Origin of the sequence: Micromonospora sp. WMMD729 (assembly GCF_049315225.1) — a bacterium.
Taxonomy (GTDB): Bacteria; Actinomycetota; Actinomycetes; order Mycobacteriales; family Micromonosporaceae; genus Micromonospora.
Window position 1 is genome coordinate 2748137 of the sequence record NZ_CP186059.1, and the last position, 19331, is coordinate 2767467.

Consider the following 19331-nt stretch of genomic DNA (forward strand, 5'->3'; position numbering starts at 1 on the left):
CGTAGATGACAAATGGCTGTTCCTACTTAACAGACGGAATTAGCCAGACTGTTGCCGCCAGCCATAAGAGTCCCGTTGTGACTGCTATAAATAAGATGATGTATGTTTCATACCACCGGAAAAAGTTCCGCATGCGCGGCGGTTCGCGGAAGCCCTTGATAACTGCGAGATCGGTGAGCTTGCATTCCTCCTGCCTGTAATCGAGCCAAGTCGCCACGCCCGCGACTATTAGCAGGACGACAAAAAGGCCAACCGTGGTGACAAGCGTGACGGCGCCGATGATGCCCGATTTCGCGAGCGCTGGATCTATTCCCCATCTCTTGTAACCAACCAGGAGGGCTAGAGCCGCACCGGCTAGCGTTGTTGCCAACGTTTGATAGATCGCGAGAAAGCGGTAAACGTTCTCATTTGCCGCATGCATTTGTTGAAGTATGAACTTGTAGCGCTCTAAGTAAAAGTCCTGTGATTGATTAGACGGAACTCGGTCCTCGTTGACGCTGGCATCTTCGTCGCTATTAAGCGTAGTCACTCACTCGCCCGATCTTCTTGGTGCTTCGATCTCATGTCGATTGAGAGTAAGGGCGTCGCCATAGATGACTTTTCCATCGTAGATGGATACCGCAGTAGATTCGCGTCTGTAAGGGGGCTCCTTCAGGAATGTTTCCGGCAGCGACCATGCCTCAATCAGCAGTGAATAAAAACGTTCCGATCGATCGAAAGCGAGCCGGTCACCATCGTTCTGTGGCCAGCCGTCTGGGCCACCCATGATGGCGCGGTATCCGCCGCCTTCGAACCAGACCGTGTTCGGAAGCGGAGTCGCCCACGCTGTCTCCATCCCCAAACTAGTTCTCAAGTAGACCGGATGTACAACAATCACACTCTCCCGCGCGCGTAGCCATTCTGTGAGTTCGGAATCGTTGAGCCACCCATCACCGACATTCCAATGAGGAAAAGATCCGAGGTGTGCTCCAAGGCTGCCCATGGAAAGTGCAAAGTAATTACACCACTTGCCTGGAATGCGGCCAATGCGATCCTGGCCGACTCTCTCGGCCTCGGAGGTCGACCATACCTCGAAAAATTCTTTATCTAGTACCGGCAAGGCAAAATCGCGGGCTGCTCGGGTGGGGCGACCGATTAATAGACCAGCCACCCCGGTGACGCCGGATGCTGTTCTTGCTGGCCCGGCTGATACGACCGATGCGAAGCCGCTGCCCCAACCGATGAAGTTAATGCCGATATCGTCTAATGCGCAGATCCTTCCTAATGGTGACTCGGCGTTGGAGCCGACCAGTCGTAGCCTCGGGCCGTAGTGTTCAGCGATTAGGGAGAATTCGTCGTACGCTCCGCCTCCGTCCAGCTCTTGGAAATCGTCTACCCCCGCTATCAAGCGAGACAGTAGCGTCTTGCCGTCGATCCGAGTCCAATCATTTCCCTGCATCGCTAAAACTGGAGCCAGGTCCGTCCGCCCCTGAACCCATATATCGACCTCAGGTGCTGGAACGAGATACTTAACGGTTTGCAAGAGGCTTCTCGAGCGATCTCGGAATTCAATCCCTCGCCCAGTCAGGTTCGATATCTCACACTCAAGATCCTCGCAGTTGTACATCTGAGGGTCTAGTCGCACGAGCACTCTTGTGCCAGGGTCATCCAGTAGTTCGCTAGCTGTAGCTTGACGAATGATCGGCCTTGCGTTTAACCCATCGCCGAATTCCAACACCGCAGTTGATTCGCGGCTAGCGGTATGTGATCTTGATATAACTCTTACTTGGTTTCCAAGCATAAAGACGGAGAAGAAGCCAATCCCGAAGCGCCCCGTCGGCTCGAACTTGCTCGCTAGAAGGCCCTGATTCTCTCGAACAACTTCGCGCGCTAGCCAGGACGAGCTTCCAAAGTCTAGGAGAGGACCTGTAAGCACGTCGTGTGACATTCCAATTCCGTTATCTGCTACTTCAAACCACCAGCCGTCTTCTGTCTCCATAGATCTAACCAGAACCTTGGAGGATAACGACGACGTCCCCCCGCGGTAACTGAGCAGAGCGGCCCGTGCCTTGATTGCATCACAGGCGTTCATAATCAACTCTCTGACTGCGTGTGATGAATCGTTCCCGTACAACTCCTTCCCACCAAGCCGTCGAACTAGTGAAGCGACGTCACTAACTTGGACCTTTGCGTTGATAGGCTCCCAGCCTATACAGGGAACCAGGCGGCTAAAGGTGTAAGGAGTTTCCACGCCAGCAACGTGTTTGACCGCAAGGCGCTGCCTGTTGTGGGATTGGAGCAGCTTGTCTACTCCGCGAATCTCATCATCCACTGAACCGAGCATCTCGTATGCGAGCCACCATGATTCGGCTTCGTCAAAAGAGAAGCCCGATGGAGCAGTGTAAATCAAGTTGTCGTCGTCTCGATAGGGTCGCTGTAGCTTGCTCTGGAAAACCCAATGACTCCGAGATTCTTTGGGGAGGTGCTCAGTAGACGCAAGAACTGCTGGCGTGCGAGATCCATCTAGATGCGATGCATCTGCAACTCGCAAGAGGCTTGCAATTAGCAATGGATCCACCCTCCAGCCTGTTGGGCAGAAGGGTGGTGCCCCGACCGGTGTTGATAGCTCTCGGCCAAGCCTATCCCGCATCCAATGGTGGCTTGCTGCTAAGAGTCCAATTAGCCGTCCGTATGCACCTCTTAAATCAGCATCGCCCAAGAGGTAGATCGTTGACCCGTCTAGGCTCTCCCATTTACCCTCTGGCAGAAGCTCTGCTTGGTCGGCGTGGAGGTCGCGCAGCAGTTGAGCCTCAGTTCGAGCCGCGACATCTTCTGGCGGGTTAACTAGTTCACTCGGGAGCGGAGGTCGATTATTTCGTTCGCGGAGATTTGCGGCTAGGCAATCGGCCCACTGTTCATGGCTGCGCAAGTTTGAGCCGGCAATTTTATATGCGGCCCTGCTCATTGCCAGGTCATGGACGAGTGCAGCCGCTCCGAATGTGAAGGCTTCAGCAGGATTTAGGGCAACTTCGTCGCCGCCGATCAGGCCGGCCCGCTCCCAGAGTTCATCAATATGCCCAATGTCATGCATGGTGAACTCGGGGAGGTCGCGCCTGATCTCGCCCGCCAGTAGCGAGGTCTTTTCGCGCATGTCCAATAAGGCTTGAATGAGACGATTGGACGCCGGCCGGCTTTCTTCATGCCCATTTCCATCGAATGATCTTTTCCATAAGGTGGACCTCTGCATCGCGTTCTCCGTCACGATCCCTCTCTCGATCATGAATATCTTCTGAAAGACCACTAGTGTGTCACATTGAAGCCATGCGAGGTAGATCCAAAATCAGGTCGTGCTGGGACGCCGCGAAGGCGATGGTTCTGTAAAACTTCTGGCAGAACCATCGCAATCCCCTCGTCATTCTGCTAGCGCCCTAGCGCCCTAGCGCCCTAGCGCGCTAGCGCTCGCCGTGAGGGGTGACGTGAGTCCGTCTGCGGCCGACTGCCCACGCCCTCCAGGGCGATCGGAAGCGTTTTGTCAAGTGCTGGCGGGGCAAGCGAGCGCGTCGCCCTCCCGCTCAGCGAGTACTGTCGGGGCCACAGCGTTGTCTGCTGTAGAACCCGCTAGCGGCAGGTGTGAGGATAGGAGCGCCGCCATGCCCCCACGCGCAACCACTATCGTCGACCCGCGCTTTCCCGCTGAGCTACGGCGCCTTCGGGAGGCGCGAGGCCTATCCCTGCGGCAACTCGCCGCTGCGGTTAACCATGGCAAGAGCCTCATTCACCAGCTAGAAGCCGGGCAGACGAAGCCAACGGCGGATGTAGCCTCACGGTTGGACGACGCCCTTGCGGCGTGTGGTGCTCTGGCGACGCTGGTAGCCGATGCCCCTGCCGGCGGCAGCCGCATAGCGTTCGTGACAGCATATCCTCGCAGGTGTGATCGTGCCGCGGTGGACGCGCTCTGTGGCCTTCTCGGTGGCTACCGGCGGCTGGAGGACGCCCTGGGTTCAGGCCCCATTATTGGACCGGTTCGAGCGCACCTCAATACCGTGGAGGGTCTGCTGCGCGATGCGCCTTATAATGTGCGCCTACAGATGGTCGACGTCGCTGCACAGTGGGCGCAATTCGCAGGGTGGTTGAGCATCGCGCGAGGTGAGGTGCGCGCGGCCACAGTCTGGAACGCGAGGGCTCTGCAATGGGCCACTGAGGCCGGCAATAGAGATCTGATCGCCACCGTGCTGTCCTTTCAGGGGCACCATGCCGAGTTGCGCCACGACTTGCCGACCATGATCGAGCTGTCGCAGGAGTCGCGGCGAGACGAGACGGTGAACACCGCCCTACGCGCCTATTGCGCAGGTCAGGAGGCCAGAGGGCTAGCCATGGCCGGTGCTGCCTACACGGACGTGCTCGCGCGTTTGTCCGAGGCATCCGACCTGTCGGCTCAGGCTGCAGAGGAACCGCTGTCCCCATGGGGCTACTGGTACACCCCATCGTTCTTCGCCGTGCAACAGGGGAGCGTCTGGCGGTACCTCGGTGCTGTGGACAGTCGTGCCAACGATCGCGCACTGGAGCTGCTGACAGTCGGTGTTGCGGGCGTCAGCGAGGAGGCCAGCGGCGCGGAGTGGCACGGCCGAAACCTGGTGCACCTCGCCGTGGCGCAGGCGCAGGCTGGCGACGCGGCGGCGGCTCGCGAAACCTTGGCGGCAGCGAACGTCATTGCGCTTGCCGCAGCGTCTCGTGAACTCGCCCGCGAACTGACCGAGGCTACCCACCACCTTCGACTGTCCGCTACGCCGTAACGGACGCGTTTCGCCTGGTATACCACGGATCGTCGCCCAGACGATGACGGTGGGTGACGGCGCTGGTGGTTATTCCGAGACCGACGTCGCCCCACTGTTCAACGGAGGTGGGCATGCAAGGCGATGAGTCGGTAAGCAAGGGCGAACAGGCAGAAGCTGCCGAGCGGGAGGCTGCCAAGCAGCGGATTCTTGCTCAGGCCGAGGCGGAACGCGTACCCGTGGAGGACACGACCCGCGCGGTCCCGGACCGGCGGTGGCGGCGTGACCAGCGATGACATCCCGATCGGGCGGCGGGTGGCGAGCTGGCGGGTACGGCGGCGGATGACCCAGCAGGTGCTGGCCGACCGGCTGCGCAGGTCGAAGAGCTGGGTCGACAAGATCGAGCGGGGCGTCCGCCCCCTGGACCGGTACTCGGTGATCCAGGAGGTGGCCCACGTCCTGCGCGTCGAGCCGGAGGCCCTGCTCGGCCAGCCGCGCAGCATCCCGGCGGGCACGCCGGACGGGGTGGACGACATCCGGGCCGCGCTCGCCCGCTACGACACCCCAGAAGCCACACAGCAGACGCCGGAAGAGGCAAGAAGGCGGGTCGGGCACGCCTGGTTGTCGTACCAGCACGCGCGCTACGGGGAGTTGCTGCGGGTGCTGCCCGGTCTGCTCGACGCCGCCCAGGGTGCGCGGTCGGCGGGGCTGCTGGTGTCGGCGTACCGGATCACCTCGTCGTTGCTGGTCAAGCTCGGCGAGGCCGACCTCGCCTGGCTGGCCGCCGACCGGGCGATGGGCGCCGCCGGTGACGACCCGGTCCTCGCGGCGACGGCGGCCATCTCGGTCGGGCAGGCGCTGCGGGCGTCGGGCCGTGACCGTCTGGCCCCGGCCGCGACGCTCGCCGCCGTGAGCCGCGTCCGGCCGCAGCGGTCGGCGGGGGAGTGGGCGGTGGGCGGGACGCTGCTGCTCCAGGCCGCCCTCGCCGCCGCCGGCTGCGGCGAGCACCGGCACGCCGCCGCGCTGACCGACCGGGCCGCGGGCGTCGCCGCAAACCGTCGGGGGTACGACGATCAGCACCGCACCAGCTTCGGCCCGGTCGCCGTCGAGCTGGTACGGGTGCTGCTGACGGACGCCCGGGACAACTCGGTGGAGGCGCTGCGCCGGCACTCCATGGTGGTGCGGCGGGAGGGGTGGCGGCGGTTGCCGGCCGAGTATCGGGGTGCTTACCTGCTGGATGCCGCGCGGCTCTACCTGCACGCCGGAGACGTGCGAGGGGCGGCACGCGCGCTTGTCGACGCGGACAGTGTCGCGCCGGGTGAGGTTCGGGGGCGGCCTCTGGCGCGTACCCTCATCGCCGATTGTGCCTGCGCGCAGCCGGCGCCGGCCGGCGTGGCGCGACTGGCGACGCTGGTCGGCCTCACCCGCTGAACGCCCCGCCGAGCTGATCGGCCTCAAGATCCGCGCAACTTCAGGGAAACTGCTGTCTCCCGCGCGCCCGAGGCAGCAGTTTCGGTGAAGTTGTGCGGGCGCGCGGATCGGCGTCTCTGCCGGGCGTGAGTGCTGCGCGGCGGTGACGACTGGTCGGCGGGTCGGTCGCACCAGGGCGTGCCGGCAGGTACTCCGATGAGGCTGATGACTCAGCGGCATTGTGATGCCTCAGAGTCATCAGTCTCAATCGCACGTTGCCTCGGGCACCGCGACACGCCGCCGCCGAAGGTGCGCGGCACCCGCGCGGGACGCGAATCTCGGGGTCGGCGAGCCGCCCGCGCATGTGGTCTCCTGTTCCTGACGGGACGTGCGGCCGGGGGAGGTGCGCGCAGTGGGCAGATGGTTCAACCGCAGCCGTAAACGCGACGACGAGCCACCGCGCGAAACGGAGTCGACCGTCCCGGTCATCAAGATCACTCTCAACCACGACGGCCGCTCGATCAGCGAGACGGTCGGTGGTCTGCCCGCCTTCGGCTTGCAGTACCACGCCTTCCACGACGAGTACGGCGCAACCGACCCGCGGACGTTGGCGGCGGGCACCCGGTACGCGCAGGAGTTGATGCGCAGCAACGACATCGCCGAGGCAGTGGCCGTCTATCAGCAGATCGTCGGGTTGCGCAGTTCGGCGCTCGGGCCGGAGCATCCCGACACCCTGCGCAGCAAGCACAGCCTGGGCTACGCGCTCTGGCAGCTCGGCGCGCACGCCGAGGCGGAACCGGTGCAGCGGGACGTCTACGAGGCACGCCGTCGGGTGCTGGGTGACGACGACGCCGAGACGTTGCGCAGCGGCAACAACCTGGGCTGGCTGCTGATCGAGCTGCGTCGGATGGACGAGGCCGAGCCGCTGTTGCGGCGGGTCGCCGACGGTATGGCGCGGACGCTGGGCAGGGACGACGCGGACACCCTGGCCTGCCAGATGAAACTGGCCGGGATCCAGCACCTGCAAGGGCGCAGCCGGCAGGCCGAGCGGGCGATGCGGGACGTGGTCCGGCGGATGACCAGGACGTTGGGGCCTACCAACCCGGTGACGCTCCAGGCGCGCAGCAACCTGCTGGTCGTCCTGCTCGACGCCGGCCGGGCCGCCGAGGCGGTCGACCCGGCCCGGGCGCTCGCCGACGACGCCGGGCGCGTGCTCGGCACCACCGACGGGGTACGCCTGCACGCCCGGCACTCCCTGGCCAGAGCCCTCGCCGGCGCGGGACGGCGGGCCGAGGCGATCCGGCTGCTGACCGACACGCTGCCGGACAGCGAGCGGGGCCGGGGCGTCGACCATCCCGGAACCCTGGAGATGCGCACGCTCTTCGCCCGACTGCTCATCGAGGCGGGTGACCGGCGGGCGGGCAGTGCGGCGCGCGCCGCGCTGGCCGGGTGCGAGCGCGTGCACGGCCCGGGTCACCCCGACACGGAGCGGGCCCGGGCGCTGGTCCTGCGTACCCGCTGATTTCAGCCTCCGGTGTGGATGTGCGCGGCCCACAGCGTCGGCGCCAGCGGGTAGCGGTCCCGCAGCCCCCGTACGGCCGAGTGCAGCGCGTACGCCGCCGACCCGGTCGGGTCGCCGTGCGCGTAGAAGGCGGTGGTCAGGTCGAGGGAGATCGCGTCGTCGACCTCCCACAGGGTGCCGATGACATTCCGGAACCCGGCCAGCTGGAACGCGCCGGTGATGTGCAGCGCCTCGTCGACGAGGGCCGGCGGTGCCTGGGTGGTCGCGCAGGCCGACAGGAAGGCGAACTCCGCGTCCAGGTCGAGCCGGGACACGTCGGCGACGGTGAGCGGACTGTCCTGGTGGTCGTGCACGAGCAGCCGGCCCTGCGCCGGATCGTGCGGGTCGGCCACCGCGTGGCACGCGAAGTGCGCGTACGCCGAGTCGGCCAACCGGTCCAGGACCTGGTCGCGGGTGGCCGCCGCGTCCAGCCCGAGCCACGCCCGGGGCAGCGCCCGCGCCGCCGACGCGGCCTCACGTTCCGCGCTGGGCAGGCCGGCCGGGCCGCCGGGGGTGGCGCGCATCGCCACGACGCAGGACCGGGCGTCGGGCCGGGGCCGGCGCGACCCGGTGCGTTTGCGGGCGAGCGCGGTCACGGTCGGGGTGTAGGAGGAGACCACCCGGTCGAGGGCGGACCCGGCGGCACCGGCCTGCGCGGCGTGCAGGGGAAAGAACGCCAGCGGACCCACCGGACACCACCAGACACGCGGCAGCTCGCCGCCCGCTCCGGGCGCGTCGATCCGCTCCAGCACCGGACCGACCAGGGCAGACCACAACCATTCGAGTACGCCGGTGAGCGCCGACTGGGCGCGCAGGCGGCTCCGTGCGTCCGCCGTCGGATCGGACGCCGTGGTGGTGGCCTGCTGGAGCAGCCGCAGCTGCGTCATCGCGTCGGCCAGCGACAGATCGGGCAGCGGGAGCACCGTGACGTGGTGCCGGTGCAGGATCAGCGCGTCGCAGCGCAACCCGCTCGCGATCGGCACGACCACGGTCCCGTCGACCTGGTCGAGCAGTTGCCGGGCGCTGGGCGTACGCAGGAAGTCGCCCAGGCCGGGCAGCTCCCGGATCGTCTCCAGCAGCACGTTCCACTCGGTTTCCCGATCCCGGCCGAAGGTGGTGGGCCGGGACGCGTCGGGGGCGGGCGCTTCGAAGTCCCGGCGCATCCGCTGGAAGTCGGCCGCCAGCCGCCCGTCGGCGCGTTGCAGCGCCGCCCACTCGCCGTCCGCCGTCAACCGTTGCTGCAGCAGCAGGCCCCGGCCCCGCTCCAGCAGCTCCAAGGCACGCTCCGGCTGCCCCGCGTTGATCGCGCAGGAGGCGGCCGTTGCCGCCAGCCCGGCCGTCGAGCCGAGGTCGGCGTACTGGTCGTGTCGGGTACGCCCCCGCGAGGCCAACCGGGGCAGCAGCGCGATGGCCTCCTCGAAGGCATCCGCCGCCTCCTCCCACCGGTCCAGCGTGGTCAGCGAGTAGGCCGCCTTGTCGAAGGCCTGAATCCGGACCGGTACGGCGCCGGACTCGATGCGGCCGGCGGTGAGCGCCCGTTCGGCCGCCTCGGTGAGCAGGGTCTTCTCACCGGTACGCAGGTAGGTCGCCCGCAACGCCTGGGCGATGGACAAGCCGGTCTCGACGCGCTGCGGATGGCGCGGGGGCAGCGACTCCAGCGCCTGGCGCAGCAGGACGAGCGACTCTTCCAGGTAGGCGGGCTCCCCGGTGGCGTCGTGGAGCAGCCGCAGGCTGTAGCCCAACTCGTCCAGGTACAAGGCGTGGTTGGGCTCCCCGCGTACGGACAGCGCGAGCGCCCGTCGCAGCAGGCCGATCGCCGTCTCCAGGGCGGAGATGTCACCGGTCAACCGGTGCGTCTTCATGCCGACGGTGGACAGGCTTGCGAGCGCCATCCGATGATGCGGATGGCGCTCGCCGACGGTGGTCAACACGCCGGCGAATTCCTCCCAGGCCTGGCCGAGCAGGTCCGACCGGCCGGTGCGGTCGACAAGGGTGAGCAGCGTCTGACCGAGCAGGAAACGCGCGTCGATGCTCTGCGGGGTGTGGTCCCGCAGCACCGCGACGGCCCGTTCGACATCGGCGGTGTGGGTGGTCCCGGCCGCCCTGGCCAGCAGGCACCGGGCGCGCAGCATGACGATCATGTCCTGGTTGGGCCCGACGGTGCCCACCGACGACAGCAGATCCAGCGCCTCGTCGACGTAGTCCTCCACACCGGTGAGCTGGTAGGCGCGTAACAGCGCCTCCGCGTGGATGCCCCGCAACGCGGCCCGGTTCTCCTCGCTGATCCAGTTCTCGGCCATCTTGGCGATGGCGGTGAGCCGGTAGAGCGTGTCGACCGAGCCGTCGAAGTCGTGCCGGACCCGGTAGACCTGGCACTTCTTGAGCATCAGCATCGCGCTGTTGCCCAGGTCGGCCGAGGCGTCCTCGGCGAACCGCAGATACTGCTCGGCGACGTCCAGGAGCTGCGGCTCACTCTCGATCCGGGCCCTGGCCAACAGCACATCGGTGTACGTGACCAGCGCGAGCAGACCGTGCGTCGTACCCAACTCTGCGGCCAGAAAGGAGTCGGCCATCGTGCGGATCGCGGCCTCCAGCACGACGGTGGCCTCGATCAGGTCCTGCCGCGCCAGGTCCGCGTGGTACCGGTCGAGCAGCGCGGCCCCCAGCTCCACCTGGGCCTCGGTCCAGCGCCGGTCGCCGCGCCGCTGGCCGGCCGCGACACGACGCCAGTCGTTCACGGCGTCCCCTGCGTAGCGACCCATCGGCGCACCTTCCCGTCGCGGATGCTCCCCAGCCTGCCAGCCGTGCGCCACATCGACGGTAGATAATCAGCCGATGAGCCAAGCGGCGCCGGACAGGCGACTCGACGACGACCGGGCGGCTCGACTGGCCCGGGTCTGCGCGGACATCGCGCAGGTGGGCGACCTGCTCGGGCCGGAGCCGGCCCGGGCCCTGACGCGACTGCGGGACCGGTCACTGTCCGACCAGGGCGTGGACGAGGTGCTCGCCGAGGTGACCGAGTTGATGCGTGTCGGTGGCCTCGTCGGAGGTGACTCCACCGTCCGGGGAGATCGTTACCTGCCGTTGGCCGGCATCCACGGCCGCCGCCCGGAAGTCGTCCAGGTGTGCCCCGGCGACCTGTGCGACCGGGTCGAGATCCCCCGGCCGGACGCCGAAGCGCCGCGCTGCGCCGTGTTCGACTGCCCACTGCCGACGTTCCGGATGGACCGGTGAACGCGCTCATCGCCTCGCTCGGCGGGAAGCTGGCGGAGCGGTGGCTCGCCGGACTGGCGTTGCCCGGTGTGGTGTTCGTGGCGATGGTCGCTGTCGCGCTGCGACTCGGCCACACCCACTGGTGGGACCTGCGGCTGCTGCGGCAGGAGGTGGACCGACTCGCCCTCGCGACACCGGCCCGGAGCACCGGTTCCGCCTTGCTGATCGTCCTCGGTGTCGTGCTGGGCGGTGTCGTCGCCGCGATGGCCGCGCAGAGCCTGGAACGCCTGGTCGTGGCCCTGTGGACCCAGCACTGGGGTCGCGCCGGCGACGCGGTGACCCGCCGACGGCGACGCCGGTGGAACGCCGCCATGGACCGCTACGAGAACGCCCTGCGGGACAAGGCACGCCGGCTGCGGTCCGCCGACGGCGACGCCGGACCACTGCCGGACACCCAGGCGCTCGCCCGCGCCTGCGACCGTATCGCGTTGACCGAGCCGGACCGCCCGACCTGGATCGGTGACCGGATGCAGGCCACAGCGGTACGGGTGCGGGCCTGCTACGGCCTGGACCTGGCCGCCGCCTGGCCCCGGCTGTGGTTGCTGCTGCCCGAGGAGACCAGGGGACCGCTCGCCCTCGCGCAGGCCGACTTCGCCGCCGCCGCCCGACGGGTGGGCTGGGGGCTGCTGTATCTGGCGCTCGGCCTGCTGTGGTGGCCCGCGGCGATCGTCGGCCTCGGCCTGTGCGTGGCGGGCTGGCGACGGGGCCGCAGCACGGTGGCCGTGCTGGCCGACCTGGTGGAGGCGGTGGTCGACCTGCACGCACGCACCCTCGGCGCGGCGTTGGGCCATCCCACCGACGGCACCTTCGGCCCGGCCGACGGCGAGGCGGTCACCCTCCTGCTGCGCAAGGACCGGTGAGTCCCGGGGTCAGTTGCCGGCGGTCCGGACGGGCCTCCGTCGTCAGATGGCGGGAACGGGAGGAACGTCGAGCAGGGTGCGGTCGCCGTCGACGCCCTGGTCCAGTGCGGCCGCGACATCCTCGTACGGGGCTCCGGGCCGGACGGCACTGACGTCGTCCAGACGCTGGTAGTGCTGGTCGCTGAGGTCGAGGCCGAGAGACTTCAGGTATTCCTCCAACTGGGTCGGGGTGCGCGGGCCGACGATCGGGATCAGGGCCGTGGAGGCCAGTGCGGCACGGCGGAGCAGCCAGGCCAGGGAGACCTGGGCCGCGCTCACACCGAGGTCCTCGGCAATCGCGAGTACGGCGTCGACGATGGCGGTGCGCTGCGCCGTGCCCTCGACCGCGTCGCCCCGGGCGGTCAGCCGGCCCGGTGCACCCTGCCGGTACTTGCCGGTGAGCAGGCCGCCGGCGAGCGGGGAGTAGAGGACCGCGCCCAGGCCATGGGCCTGCGCCATCGGCAGCAGCTCCCGGTCGGCGGATCGTTCGGCCAGGCTGTACTCGGTCTGTATGCCGACGAGGGGGGCCAAGCCGCGTAGGTCGGCGTGGACCGCGGCACCGGCGACGCGCCAGGCGGGGAAGTTGGACAGGGCGCCGTGCAGGATCTTGCCGGAGCGGGTCAGGTCGTCGAACCCGGCCAGGATCTCCTCGATCGGGGTGACGCCGTCGGGGAAGTGCGGCATGAAGATGTCGACGTAGTCGGTGTTCAGGCGGCGCAGACTCGCCTCGAGCGACCGGACCATGATCTTGCGGCTGTTGCCGGTGGTGCCGGGATGCGGCTGAGCCTGCCTGGTCCCGCTGTACTTGGTGATGATCACGAAGTCGTCCCGCTGACGCCCGAGGAGTCCGCCCAGCACGGTCTCGGCCTCCCCGTTTCGGTACAGGTTCGAGGTGTCGAACGTGGTGCCGCCGGCGTCGACGAAGGCCTCGAAGATTTGTCGGGCGGCCTCCGGGCCGGCGCCGGCGGTGTCCGAGGTGCTGAAGTTCGCCGTCCCGAGCGCGTACTGCGACACGCGCAGTCCGGTCAGACGGCCGAAGGTCTGGTAACGCATGGCGGCTCCTGAGTTCCGGTGCGAGGAGGTACGCTCTCGACAGTAGCAAGAAAAACGAGGGGTCACTCTTTATGCCCAGGGTCAGTCAAGCCCATCTCGACTCTCGCCGCCAGCAGATCGTGGCTGCCGCCCGCGCTCGGTTCGCCAGCCACGGCTTCGCCCACACGTCGATGGCAGACATCGTCGCCGAGTCCGGGCTCTCCAACGGAGCCATCTACCGGTACTTCACGAGCAAGGACGAGATCGTCGTCGCGGTCTGCGAGCAGGGGACCGACGCCCTGCCGAGGGCACTCACCGCCGAGGCGGTGGGGGGTTTCCTCGAGCATGTGCGTACCCAGGCCCGAGACGCCCACCATGCCCGCCTGGTTGCCCAGATCTACGCCGAGGCGGCGGTGTCACCGCTGCTGGCGACCGTTGTGCAACGACAGCTCTCGGCCATGCGGGCCGCGATCGCCGAGCTGGTGCCCGACCGCCAGCGTCCGCGAGCCGGACACATCGCCGAAGCGTTCGTGGCCCTGTGCGTCAGTTACAGCCTGCAACTGGCGGTCCGCGGCGACGTCGACCCCGCACCCTATGCGGCGGGGTTGATGGCGATCATCAACAGCCCCGGTGATCATGAAGTTGTTGCCTCGACACGCCGATGACGGTGGCAATAACTTCATGATCACCACGCCCGGGAAGGCGACGACGGCCGCGCGGAGATGGCCGTGCCCTAAAGAGAGTGGATCGTCAGTTTGGGTGCTAGGGTCGATCAGCGTCCCGCCCTTTGGAGGAGTCATGCCGGTAGCTCACATCGCCGCGATCAACCTGGACTGCGCCGACCCGGCCGAGTTGGCCCGCTTCTGGGCCGTCATGCTCGATGGTGAGGTCGCGGTCCAGACACCGGACTTCTGTGCGGTCAAGGCGGGTCCGCTGTTCCTCGGTGCCGTTCGCGTCGACGACTACCAGCCACCGACCTGGCCCTCGGGCGAGCGGTCGCAGCAGATCCACTTCGACCTGGCCGCCGACGACCCCGACAGCCTCGACGACGCTGAGGCGCGCGCCATCGAACTCGGGGCCGTCAAAGAGGAGCAGCAGTTCGCGCCGGACCGTTTTCGCGTCCTGCGCGACCCGGCCGGCCATCCCTTCTGCCTACGCCGCTGACGCGACGCTGGTCGGCCGCTTCACGACCAGCGGGCACACTCGGCGACCAGGCGTGGGTCGGTGCGTACCCAGACCTCGCCTGCGACGGCGTCGGCCGGGGCGTCGACTCGTTCGAGTCCGAGGAATGCGAGCAGCGGGAGCAGGGTGGCTCGTTCGGCGCGGTCGTCGTCGACGTCGTGTGAGTCGAAGAAGACGTAGTACTTGTCGCTGGGGTCGACGTAGCCGGCGTCCGCCCAGATCCGGGCGACCTCGTCGAGCGCCGCCGCTTCCGTCGTGATGGTGGCGGCGCGGGCGGCACCGCGGGTCTCCGGTGCCGCTTCGAGGTCGGCGAGGTCGGGGAACCACTGGCCGAAGTGGTCGAGGCCGCGGTAGCCGTTCTCGAAGAACAGCATCGCGCTCGGCAGGTAACGGTTGGCCCGGTCGACCCGCAGGTGCGCCGACCGGGACGGGTCCGCCTCGTCGATCCGGGAGATCACTCCCAGGCGGGGCATGAGCACCAGGCTCTGCCGCGCCGGCTCGTCCCTGATCGTGTACGTGTCGGCCTCGCGGGCTCGGAAGAACGCCGAGAACGCCATATAGGCCTCCTGCGCATCGCCCACCGAGACCTGCTGCGCGGTGCCGTCACCGGCGGTGAAGACGAACTGCTTGGGTCCGGGGCGGTAGGGGCCGGCCATGAGTGTCCTTCCGTGAGAGGCCCGTCAGCCTAGCGGGGCGGGGTTTCCGGGAACGTGAACATCGGGCATGTATCCCCGCACTGCTGGAAGGGGAGAGACGGCATGCTGGTAACCGGTTATCTCGGCGCGGTGCTCATCGGCGCACTCGTCGGCCTGCTCGGCCGGCTCATCCTGCCGGGGAGGCAGCGGATCGGCATCTTCGCCACGTTCGTTCTCGGCGTCGGCTCGGCGGTGCTCGGCACCGTGGTCGCCAGGGCACTGCACGTCGACGACGACGCCGGCGTGAAGGTGTGGGTGCTGCGCTGGGACTGGATCGTGCTCGCGATCCAGGTCGGCCTCGCGATCGTCGCCGTGGCGCTGGCGAACATGCTCACCTTCACCCGACTTGCCGGCGGCGACGAGGCTCCCCGTCGGCGTACCCGGCGCACCAAGGCCAAGCGCGAGTCCTGACTGCCGAGCGGGCGCGGGTGCTGGCGGCGTGCTGCAACGGCGTTCGGCCGTGGTGCGGCGGTTTCGGAGGGTCACGACGCGGGGCGACGCCCAGGACGGCAATGATGACTCGCCTGACAGTAGGGTCGATCACAGGAACAACGGGTTGAGACGTCGGAGCCGAGGTGTATCGCACGTACCACCATCGCCTCCGATTCCTCGCACTCGTGGTACTGCTGACGATCGTTCCCAGCACATCGGCATGTTCGAAGCGCGAGGAGAACTGGTCGTGTGAGCGGCAGGACGAGATTGTCGACGCACTGCGGAAGGACGATGTCTGGAGCAAGGTGCGGGGTGCCGGCACCGACCTGGGGGACTACTCCGAGTCGCCCTGCACCGGCGACGAGGCCAGCATCACCTATGGCCAGAGGTTCCGTACCGAGGGGCAGTTGTCGATGGCCGACGTGCAAGAGTGGGGTCAGCGGCTGACGCAGGGGACGCCGTGGCAGCTCAAGACGACGTCATCCCGCGACGAAGGCGCTGCTGACGCGGCACATGTCTGCTACAGCTCCTCGATCGGGCGGGACCCGACCTACCTACGGTTGCACTCGGTTCCGGATGCCGCACCGGAACCGAATCTGTACGTCGAACTCACGGTCGCCACGCCCAACGTGGAGGTCTGTGTCTGAGACTCGCCTTCCGGGAAATCGGGGTGTCCCAGCGCTGCGGACACCCCGATTTCCCGGAACCTGAGTTGACCTTGCGGCTGAGAGGTCAGTCGAGTACCGACTCGCCGCACGGGTAGGCGAACGACCCGCCCGGCCCCTGTGCGATGACGGTCGGCGTTCAACTCGTGGCGAACCGGCCGAGGAGGAACAGCGTCGTGGCGTCGATGACGTCGTCGAAGTGCCCGCTGGTGCCGGGGTAGTGGAAGCCGTGCTCGGCGTCCTCGTACTCCAGGAGGGCGCACTCGTTGCCGGCGCGCGTCATCGCGTCGCGGAAGCGCCGCGCGGAGTCGATCGGCTCGACCTCGTCGCGGGTGCCGTGGTGGATCTGCGTCGGCGGACTGCCCGGCCGAACCCACTCGATCAGCGAACACTCGATCAGCCTTCCCGCGTCGAGGCCAACCTGCCGTTCCAGGCGGCGCTGCGCCTCGGGCGCGAGAGCGCCCAGGTCGAGTCCTGCCGGATTGAGGGCCACCACGGCCGCGCCGCCGAACTCCGGTGCCGTCAGGGCCGCCAGCATCGCCAGGTGAGCGCCGGCCGAGCTGCCACCCGAGGCCAGCCGCGACGCGTCGAGCCCGCGCGACGCGGCCAGCCGGCCGAATCGCGCGACCGCGCGCCGCACGTCCGCGAGGCAGTCGTCGATGCTGGTCGCGCCCTGGTCCAGCAGTCGGTACCCGGCCGACACCGCGAGGATTCCCCGCGACGCCAGTGCCCGGCAGTGCGGGGCGAGGCCGTCGGGCGATCCGCCGCGCAGGGCGCCGCCGTGGAAGAGGACGACGCCGGCGCGCGGCGGTGTGCCGTCACCCGGCTCGACGACCAGCAGGGGCAGCTCAGTGCCATCGGCGGCCCGGTAGCGCGTCGAGGACTCGCGACAGCCCCGCGTCATGACGGCATCCGACCATCCGCGACGTGAGCCCGCAAGCTGGTCGACGTGGTGGCCGGTGGCCACCGCCGACCGCGTCGGGCTCAGGAGCGGGGCAGCAGGCCGACGAGCGACGTGATGATCGCGATCCGCAGGGCTGTCCTCAGGTCGATGTGGTAGACCGCGAGCGCCGGCTCCGACTCGTAGACGGCGAGCAGGCTCGGGGGCGGCGTGTTGTAGGCGGAGAACGCGCCGGCCACCAGGAGGACCTGAAGGCAGAAGAGGTCGGCGCGGTCGCCGACCTCGGGCAGGTGCCGCCGGACGAGGTCGGCCATCACCGCGAGGTTGGCCAGCGAGGCTTGCTTGTGCCGGCGGGCCGCCTCGACCGAGACGTTGTGTTCGAGCACCCCGCCCTGCGCGCCGAAGAGATCACAGAGCACCGTCTGGTCGGCGAGCGACCGGCTGAGCACGTCGGCCACCTGCTCGGCCCGCTCCGACGCCGATCGGCTCGGGTCGACGCCCTGGGTCAACTCCGGCTCCAACCCGGCCAGCCAGGTCGCGGTCCGGTCGTCCAGCAGGTCGAGCAGCACCGCCTCACGCGACTCGAAGTAGCGCAGCACCGCGGTCTTGGCCAGACCGACCCGCCGGCTCAGCTCGTTGAGGGTCACGTCGGCCACCGGCATCTCGTCGAGCATCGCCGAGGTCGTCTCCAGGATCGCCTGGCGTCGGACCGCACGCTGCTCCTCGCTGCGCGCTCGCTGGAAGGTCATGAGGTGAACCCTAACTTAGGTACCGGCGGTCTCTTGACAGTGTACCGGCGGTACATTAGCGTTTCGAGCATAACTTACCGGCGGTACCTTGGGAGCCTGAGATGAAGTGGACCGAGCAGCAGATTCCGCGCCAGGACGGCCGGGTGGCCGTGGTCACCGGCGCCAACACCGGCCTGGGCTTCGAGACCGCCCGGCTGCTCGCCGAGCGCGGAGCGTCGGTCGTGCTGGCCGTGCGCGACACCGAGAAGGGCAAGCGCGCCGCAGCCCGGATGAGCGGCGACGTCTCCGTACAGGAAATGGATCTGACCTCGCTGGATTCGGTCCGCGCCGCCGCCGCCGACCTGCGTGCCAGCCATCCGCGTATCGACCTGCTCATCAACAACGCCGGCGTGATGTACACGCCGAAGCAGATCACGCGCGACGGCTTCGAGATGCAGTTCGGCACCAACCACCTGGGCCACTTCGCGCTCACCGGCCTGCTGCTCGATCTGCTGCTGCCGGTGCCCGGCTCCCGGGTGGTCACGGTCAGCAGCGTCGGGCACCGCATCCGCGCCGCCATCGCGTTCGACGACCTGCAGTGGGAGCGGTCGTACAGCCGGGTCGCCGCCTACGGCCAGTCCAAGCTCGCCAACCTGATGTTCACCTACGAGTTGCAGCGTCGGCTCGCCCCGCACGGCACCACCGCCGCGGTGGCCGCACACCCCGGCGTCTCCAACACCGAACTGGTCCGCAACTCACCCGCGTTCGTCCGCGCGCCGATCACCGCGCTCGCCCCCGTGATCACCCAGCCCGCCGCGGCGGGTGCGCTGCCCACCCTGCGCGCCGCCACCGACCCGGCCGTGCTCGGCGGGCAGTACTACGGCCCCGACGGCCTGGGCGAGGTGCGCGGCAACCCGAAGCTCGTCACGTCGAGCCCCGAGTCGTACGACCTGGCCGTGCAGCAGCGGCTCTGGGACGTCTCCGAGGACCTCACCGGCGTACGGTTCCCGATCGGCCGGGCGGCCGCCGAAGGGTGACCGTAGGTGAGCCGATCGCGATCAGCGGGCCGCGATCGCCCGCCCTCGGCCGAGCTGCCAGGTGGCGGCGGGCCAGGCCGCGACGAACCCGGCGATCAGCCCGAGCTGGCCGACGAACCAGAACGTGGGGCTGTCCGGCTGCAGGAGTGGCTCCCCGGAGACCATGTGGTGCGCCAGCGTCAGCCACACGAACAGCGCCACCTCGAACGTGGTGATGGTCAGCAGTTCCACCTTCGCGACCGTCCTCAAGGCCGGCCAGATCCGCGCGACACTGCGCCGAGGGCCCTCGAAGAGCCGGAAGAGCACGGCGATCGTCACCGCCATCAGGTAGTCGCCGGCGTAGTCGATCCACAGCAGGTCCGGGGACAGGTCGAGTCCGTACAGGGCGACCTCGGCGACGATGAAACCGAGAGCGCAGTGCGCGCCACAACGGGACACCTGGGTCACGACGACCCCCCGCCGGTTCGGGGCGCGCGCCCCGGGTCTACCCCAGTTCCAGTAGAGGCGGACGGCTACCGGACCGACGTACAGGACGGTCACCAGCCAGACGATCTCCATGACCCTGGCCGGCTGGCGGTGCCCGTAGAGGTAGGTGTCGACCAGGACGATCACGAAGCTGACGACGCCGACCGCGAGCGAGATCCAGGAGAGCGTCGAGAGCCAGCCCGGCTGCATCCTCGCCCCCTTTCCACCCGGCGCTGGCGGGCCGAACGTGAGGGGTTCGCTGGCTGGTGTCGACGGCCGAGGGCAGCCCACAGTCTGCCA

18 protein-coding genes and 1 pseudogene are annotated in these 19331 nt (G+C 68.1%); 11 read left to right on the plus strand and 8 right to left on the minus strand.

The features are described from left to right. Positions 1-22: 22 nt before the first annotated feature. Entirely contained in the window at positions 23-529 is a 507-nt protein-coding gene (locus tag ACN263_RS12580; RefSeq protein ID WP_422739981.1) for a hypothetical protein, read from the minus strand. Beyond that, complete coding sequence (locus ACN263_RS12585) at positions 530-3130, minus strand: HD domain-containing protein (protein WP_422739982.1); 2601 nt, start codon at positions 3128-3130, stop codon at positions 530-532. Between the two features lie 499 nt (positions 3131-3629). Between ACN263_RS12585 and ACN263_RS12590 the strand changes: the two are divergent. From ACN263_RS12590 to ACN263_RS12605, 4 genes and pseudogenes are all read left to right on the plus strand, one after another. Beyond that, positions 3630-3827: pseudogene (locus tag ACN263_RS12590) on the plus strand (helix-turn-helix domain-containing protein); the annotation flags it as partial. 96 nt (positions 3828-3923) lie between these two features. Further along, the gene (locus ACN263_RS12595) at positions 3924-4772 is read left to right on the plus strand and encodes a transcriptional regulator (RefSeq protein ID WP_422740911.1); all 849 of its coding nucleotides are present in this window, start codon (positions 3924-3926) and stop codon (positions 4770-4772) included. Positions 4773-5033: 261 nt separating this feature from the next. Next, positions 5034-6182 carry a helix-turn-helix domain-containing protein gene (locus ACN263_RS12600; RefSeq protein WP_422739983.1) on the plus strand — a complete coding sequence of 383 codons (1149 nt, stop codon included), beginning with the start codon at positions 5034-5036 and terminating at the stop codon, positions 6180-6182. A gap of 391 nt (positions 6183-6573) precedes the next feature. Beyond that, positions 6574-7683, plus strand: a complete 1110-nt coding sequence (locus tag ACN263_RS12605) for a tetratricopeptide repeat protein (RefSeq protein WP_422739984.1) — start codon at positions 6574-6576, stop codon at positions 7681-7683. A gap of 2 nt (positions 7684-7685) precedes the next feature. Here ACN263_RS12605 and ACN263_RS12610 read toward each other — a convergent pair whose 3' ends face one another. Then, positions 7686-10484, minus strand: a complete 2799-nt coding sequence (locus ACN263_RS12610) for a CHAT domain-containing protein (RefSeq protein WP_422739985.1) — start codon at positions 10482-10484, stop codon at positions 7686-7688. 73 nt (positions 10485-10557) lie between these two features. On the opposite strand from ACN263_RS12610, the gene ACN263_RS12615 reads away from it, so the two are divergent. Further along, positions 10558-10956: a hypothetical protein gene (locus ACN263_RS12615; RefSeq protein WP_422739986.1), complete on the plus strand. Its 399-nt coding sequence runs from the start codon at positions 10558-10560 to the stop codon at positions 10954-10956. Beyond that, positions 10953-11855, plus strand: a complete 903-nt coding sequence (locus ACN263_RS12620; RefSeq protein ID WP_422739987.1) for a hypothetical protein — start codon at positions 10953-10955, stop codon at positions 11853-11855. Before ACN263_RS12615 ends, ACN263_RS12620 begins: the two co-directional genes overlap by 4 nt. 42 nt (positions 11856-11897) lie before the next feature. Here the strand turns inward: ACN263_RS12620 and ACN263_RS12625 are convergent, their stop codons facing one another. Beyond that, entirely contained in the window at positions 11898-12947 is a 1050-nt protein-coding gene (locus ACN263_RS12625) for an aldo/keto reductase (protein ID WP_422739988.1), read from the minus strand. Between the two features lie 71 nt (positions 12948-13018). Between ACN263_RS12625 and ACN263_RS12630 the strand changes: the two genes are divergently transcribed. Then, positions 13019-13591, plus strand: a complete 573-nt coding sequence (locus tag ACN263_RS12630) for a TetR/AcrR family transcriptional regulator (RefSeq protein WP_422739990.1) — start codon at positions 13019-13021, stop codon at positions 13589-13591. A gap of 133 nt (positions 13592-13724) precedes the next feature. Continuing rightward, on the plus strand, positions 13725-14090 hold the full coding sequence (locus tag ACN263_RS12635) for a VOC family protein (RefSeq protein ID WP_422739991.1): 366 nt from the start codon (positions 13725-13727) through the stop codon (positions 14088-14090). Between the two features lie 20 nt (positions 14091-14110). On the opposite strand, the gene ACN263_RS12640 is transcribed toward ACN263_RS12635, so the two are convergent. Further along, positions 14111-14764 carry a hypothetical protein gene (locus ACN263_RS12640; protein WP_422739993.1) on the minus strand — a complete coding sequence of 218 codons (654 nt, stop codon included), beginning with the start codon at positions 14762-14764 and terminating at the stop codon, positions 14111-14113. Positions 14765-14866: 102 nt separating this feature from the next. On the opposite strand from ACN263_RS12640, the gene ACN263_RS12645 reads away from it, so the two are divergent. Both ACN263_RS12645 and ACN263_RS12650 read left to right on the plus strand, forming a co-directional pair. Beyond that, complete coding sequence (locus ACN263_RS12645; RefSeq protein WP_422739994.1) at positions 14867-15214, plus strand: GlsB/YeaQ/YmgE family stress response membrane protein; 348 nt, start codon at positions 14867-14869, stop codon at positions 15212-15214. A 206-nt stretch (positions 15215-15420) separates the two neighbouring features. After that, on the plus strand, positions 15421-15882 hold the full coding sequence (locus ACN263_RS12650; protein WP_422739995.1) for a hypothetical protein: 462 nt from the start codon (positions 15421-15423) through the stop codon (positions 15880-15882). A 157-nt stretch (positions 15883-16039) separates the two neighbouring features. Here the strand turns inward: ACN263_RS12650 and ACN263_RS12655 are convergent, their stop codons facing one another. Continuing rightward, positions 16040-16804, minus strand: coding sequence for an alpha/beta hydrolase (locus ACN263_RS12655; RefSeq protein ID WP_422739996.1), 765 nt, complete (start codon positions 16802-16804; stop codon positions 16040-16042). Positions 16805-16884: 80 nt separating this feature from the next. Then, positions 16885-17550 carry a TetR family transcriptional regulator gene (locus ACN263_RS12660; RefSeq protein ID WP_422739998.1) on the minus strand — a complete coding sequence of 222 codons (666 nt, stop codon included), beginning with the start codon at positions 17548-17550 and terminating at the stop codon, positions 16885-16887. A gap of 101 nt (positions 17551-17651) precedes the next feature. On the opposite strand from ACN263_RS12660, the gene ACN263_RS12665 reads away from it, so the two are divergent. Continuing rightward, a complete protein-coding gene (locus tag ACN263_RS12665) occupies positions 17652-18566 on the plus strand; it encodes an SDR family NAD(P)-dependent oxidoreductase (protein WP_422739999.1) in 915 nt (304 codons plus the stop codon). Between the two features lie 21 nt (positions 18567-18587). On the opposite strand, the gene ACN263_RS12670 is transcribed toward ACN263_RS12665, so the two are convergent. Next, positions 18588-19241, minus strand: coding sequence for a DUF4396 domain-containing protein (locus tag ACN263_RS12670; RefSeq protein ID WP_422740000.1), 654 nt, complete (start codon positions 19239-19241; stop codon positions 18588-18590). Between the last annotated feature and the right edge of the window lie 90 nt (positions 19242-19331).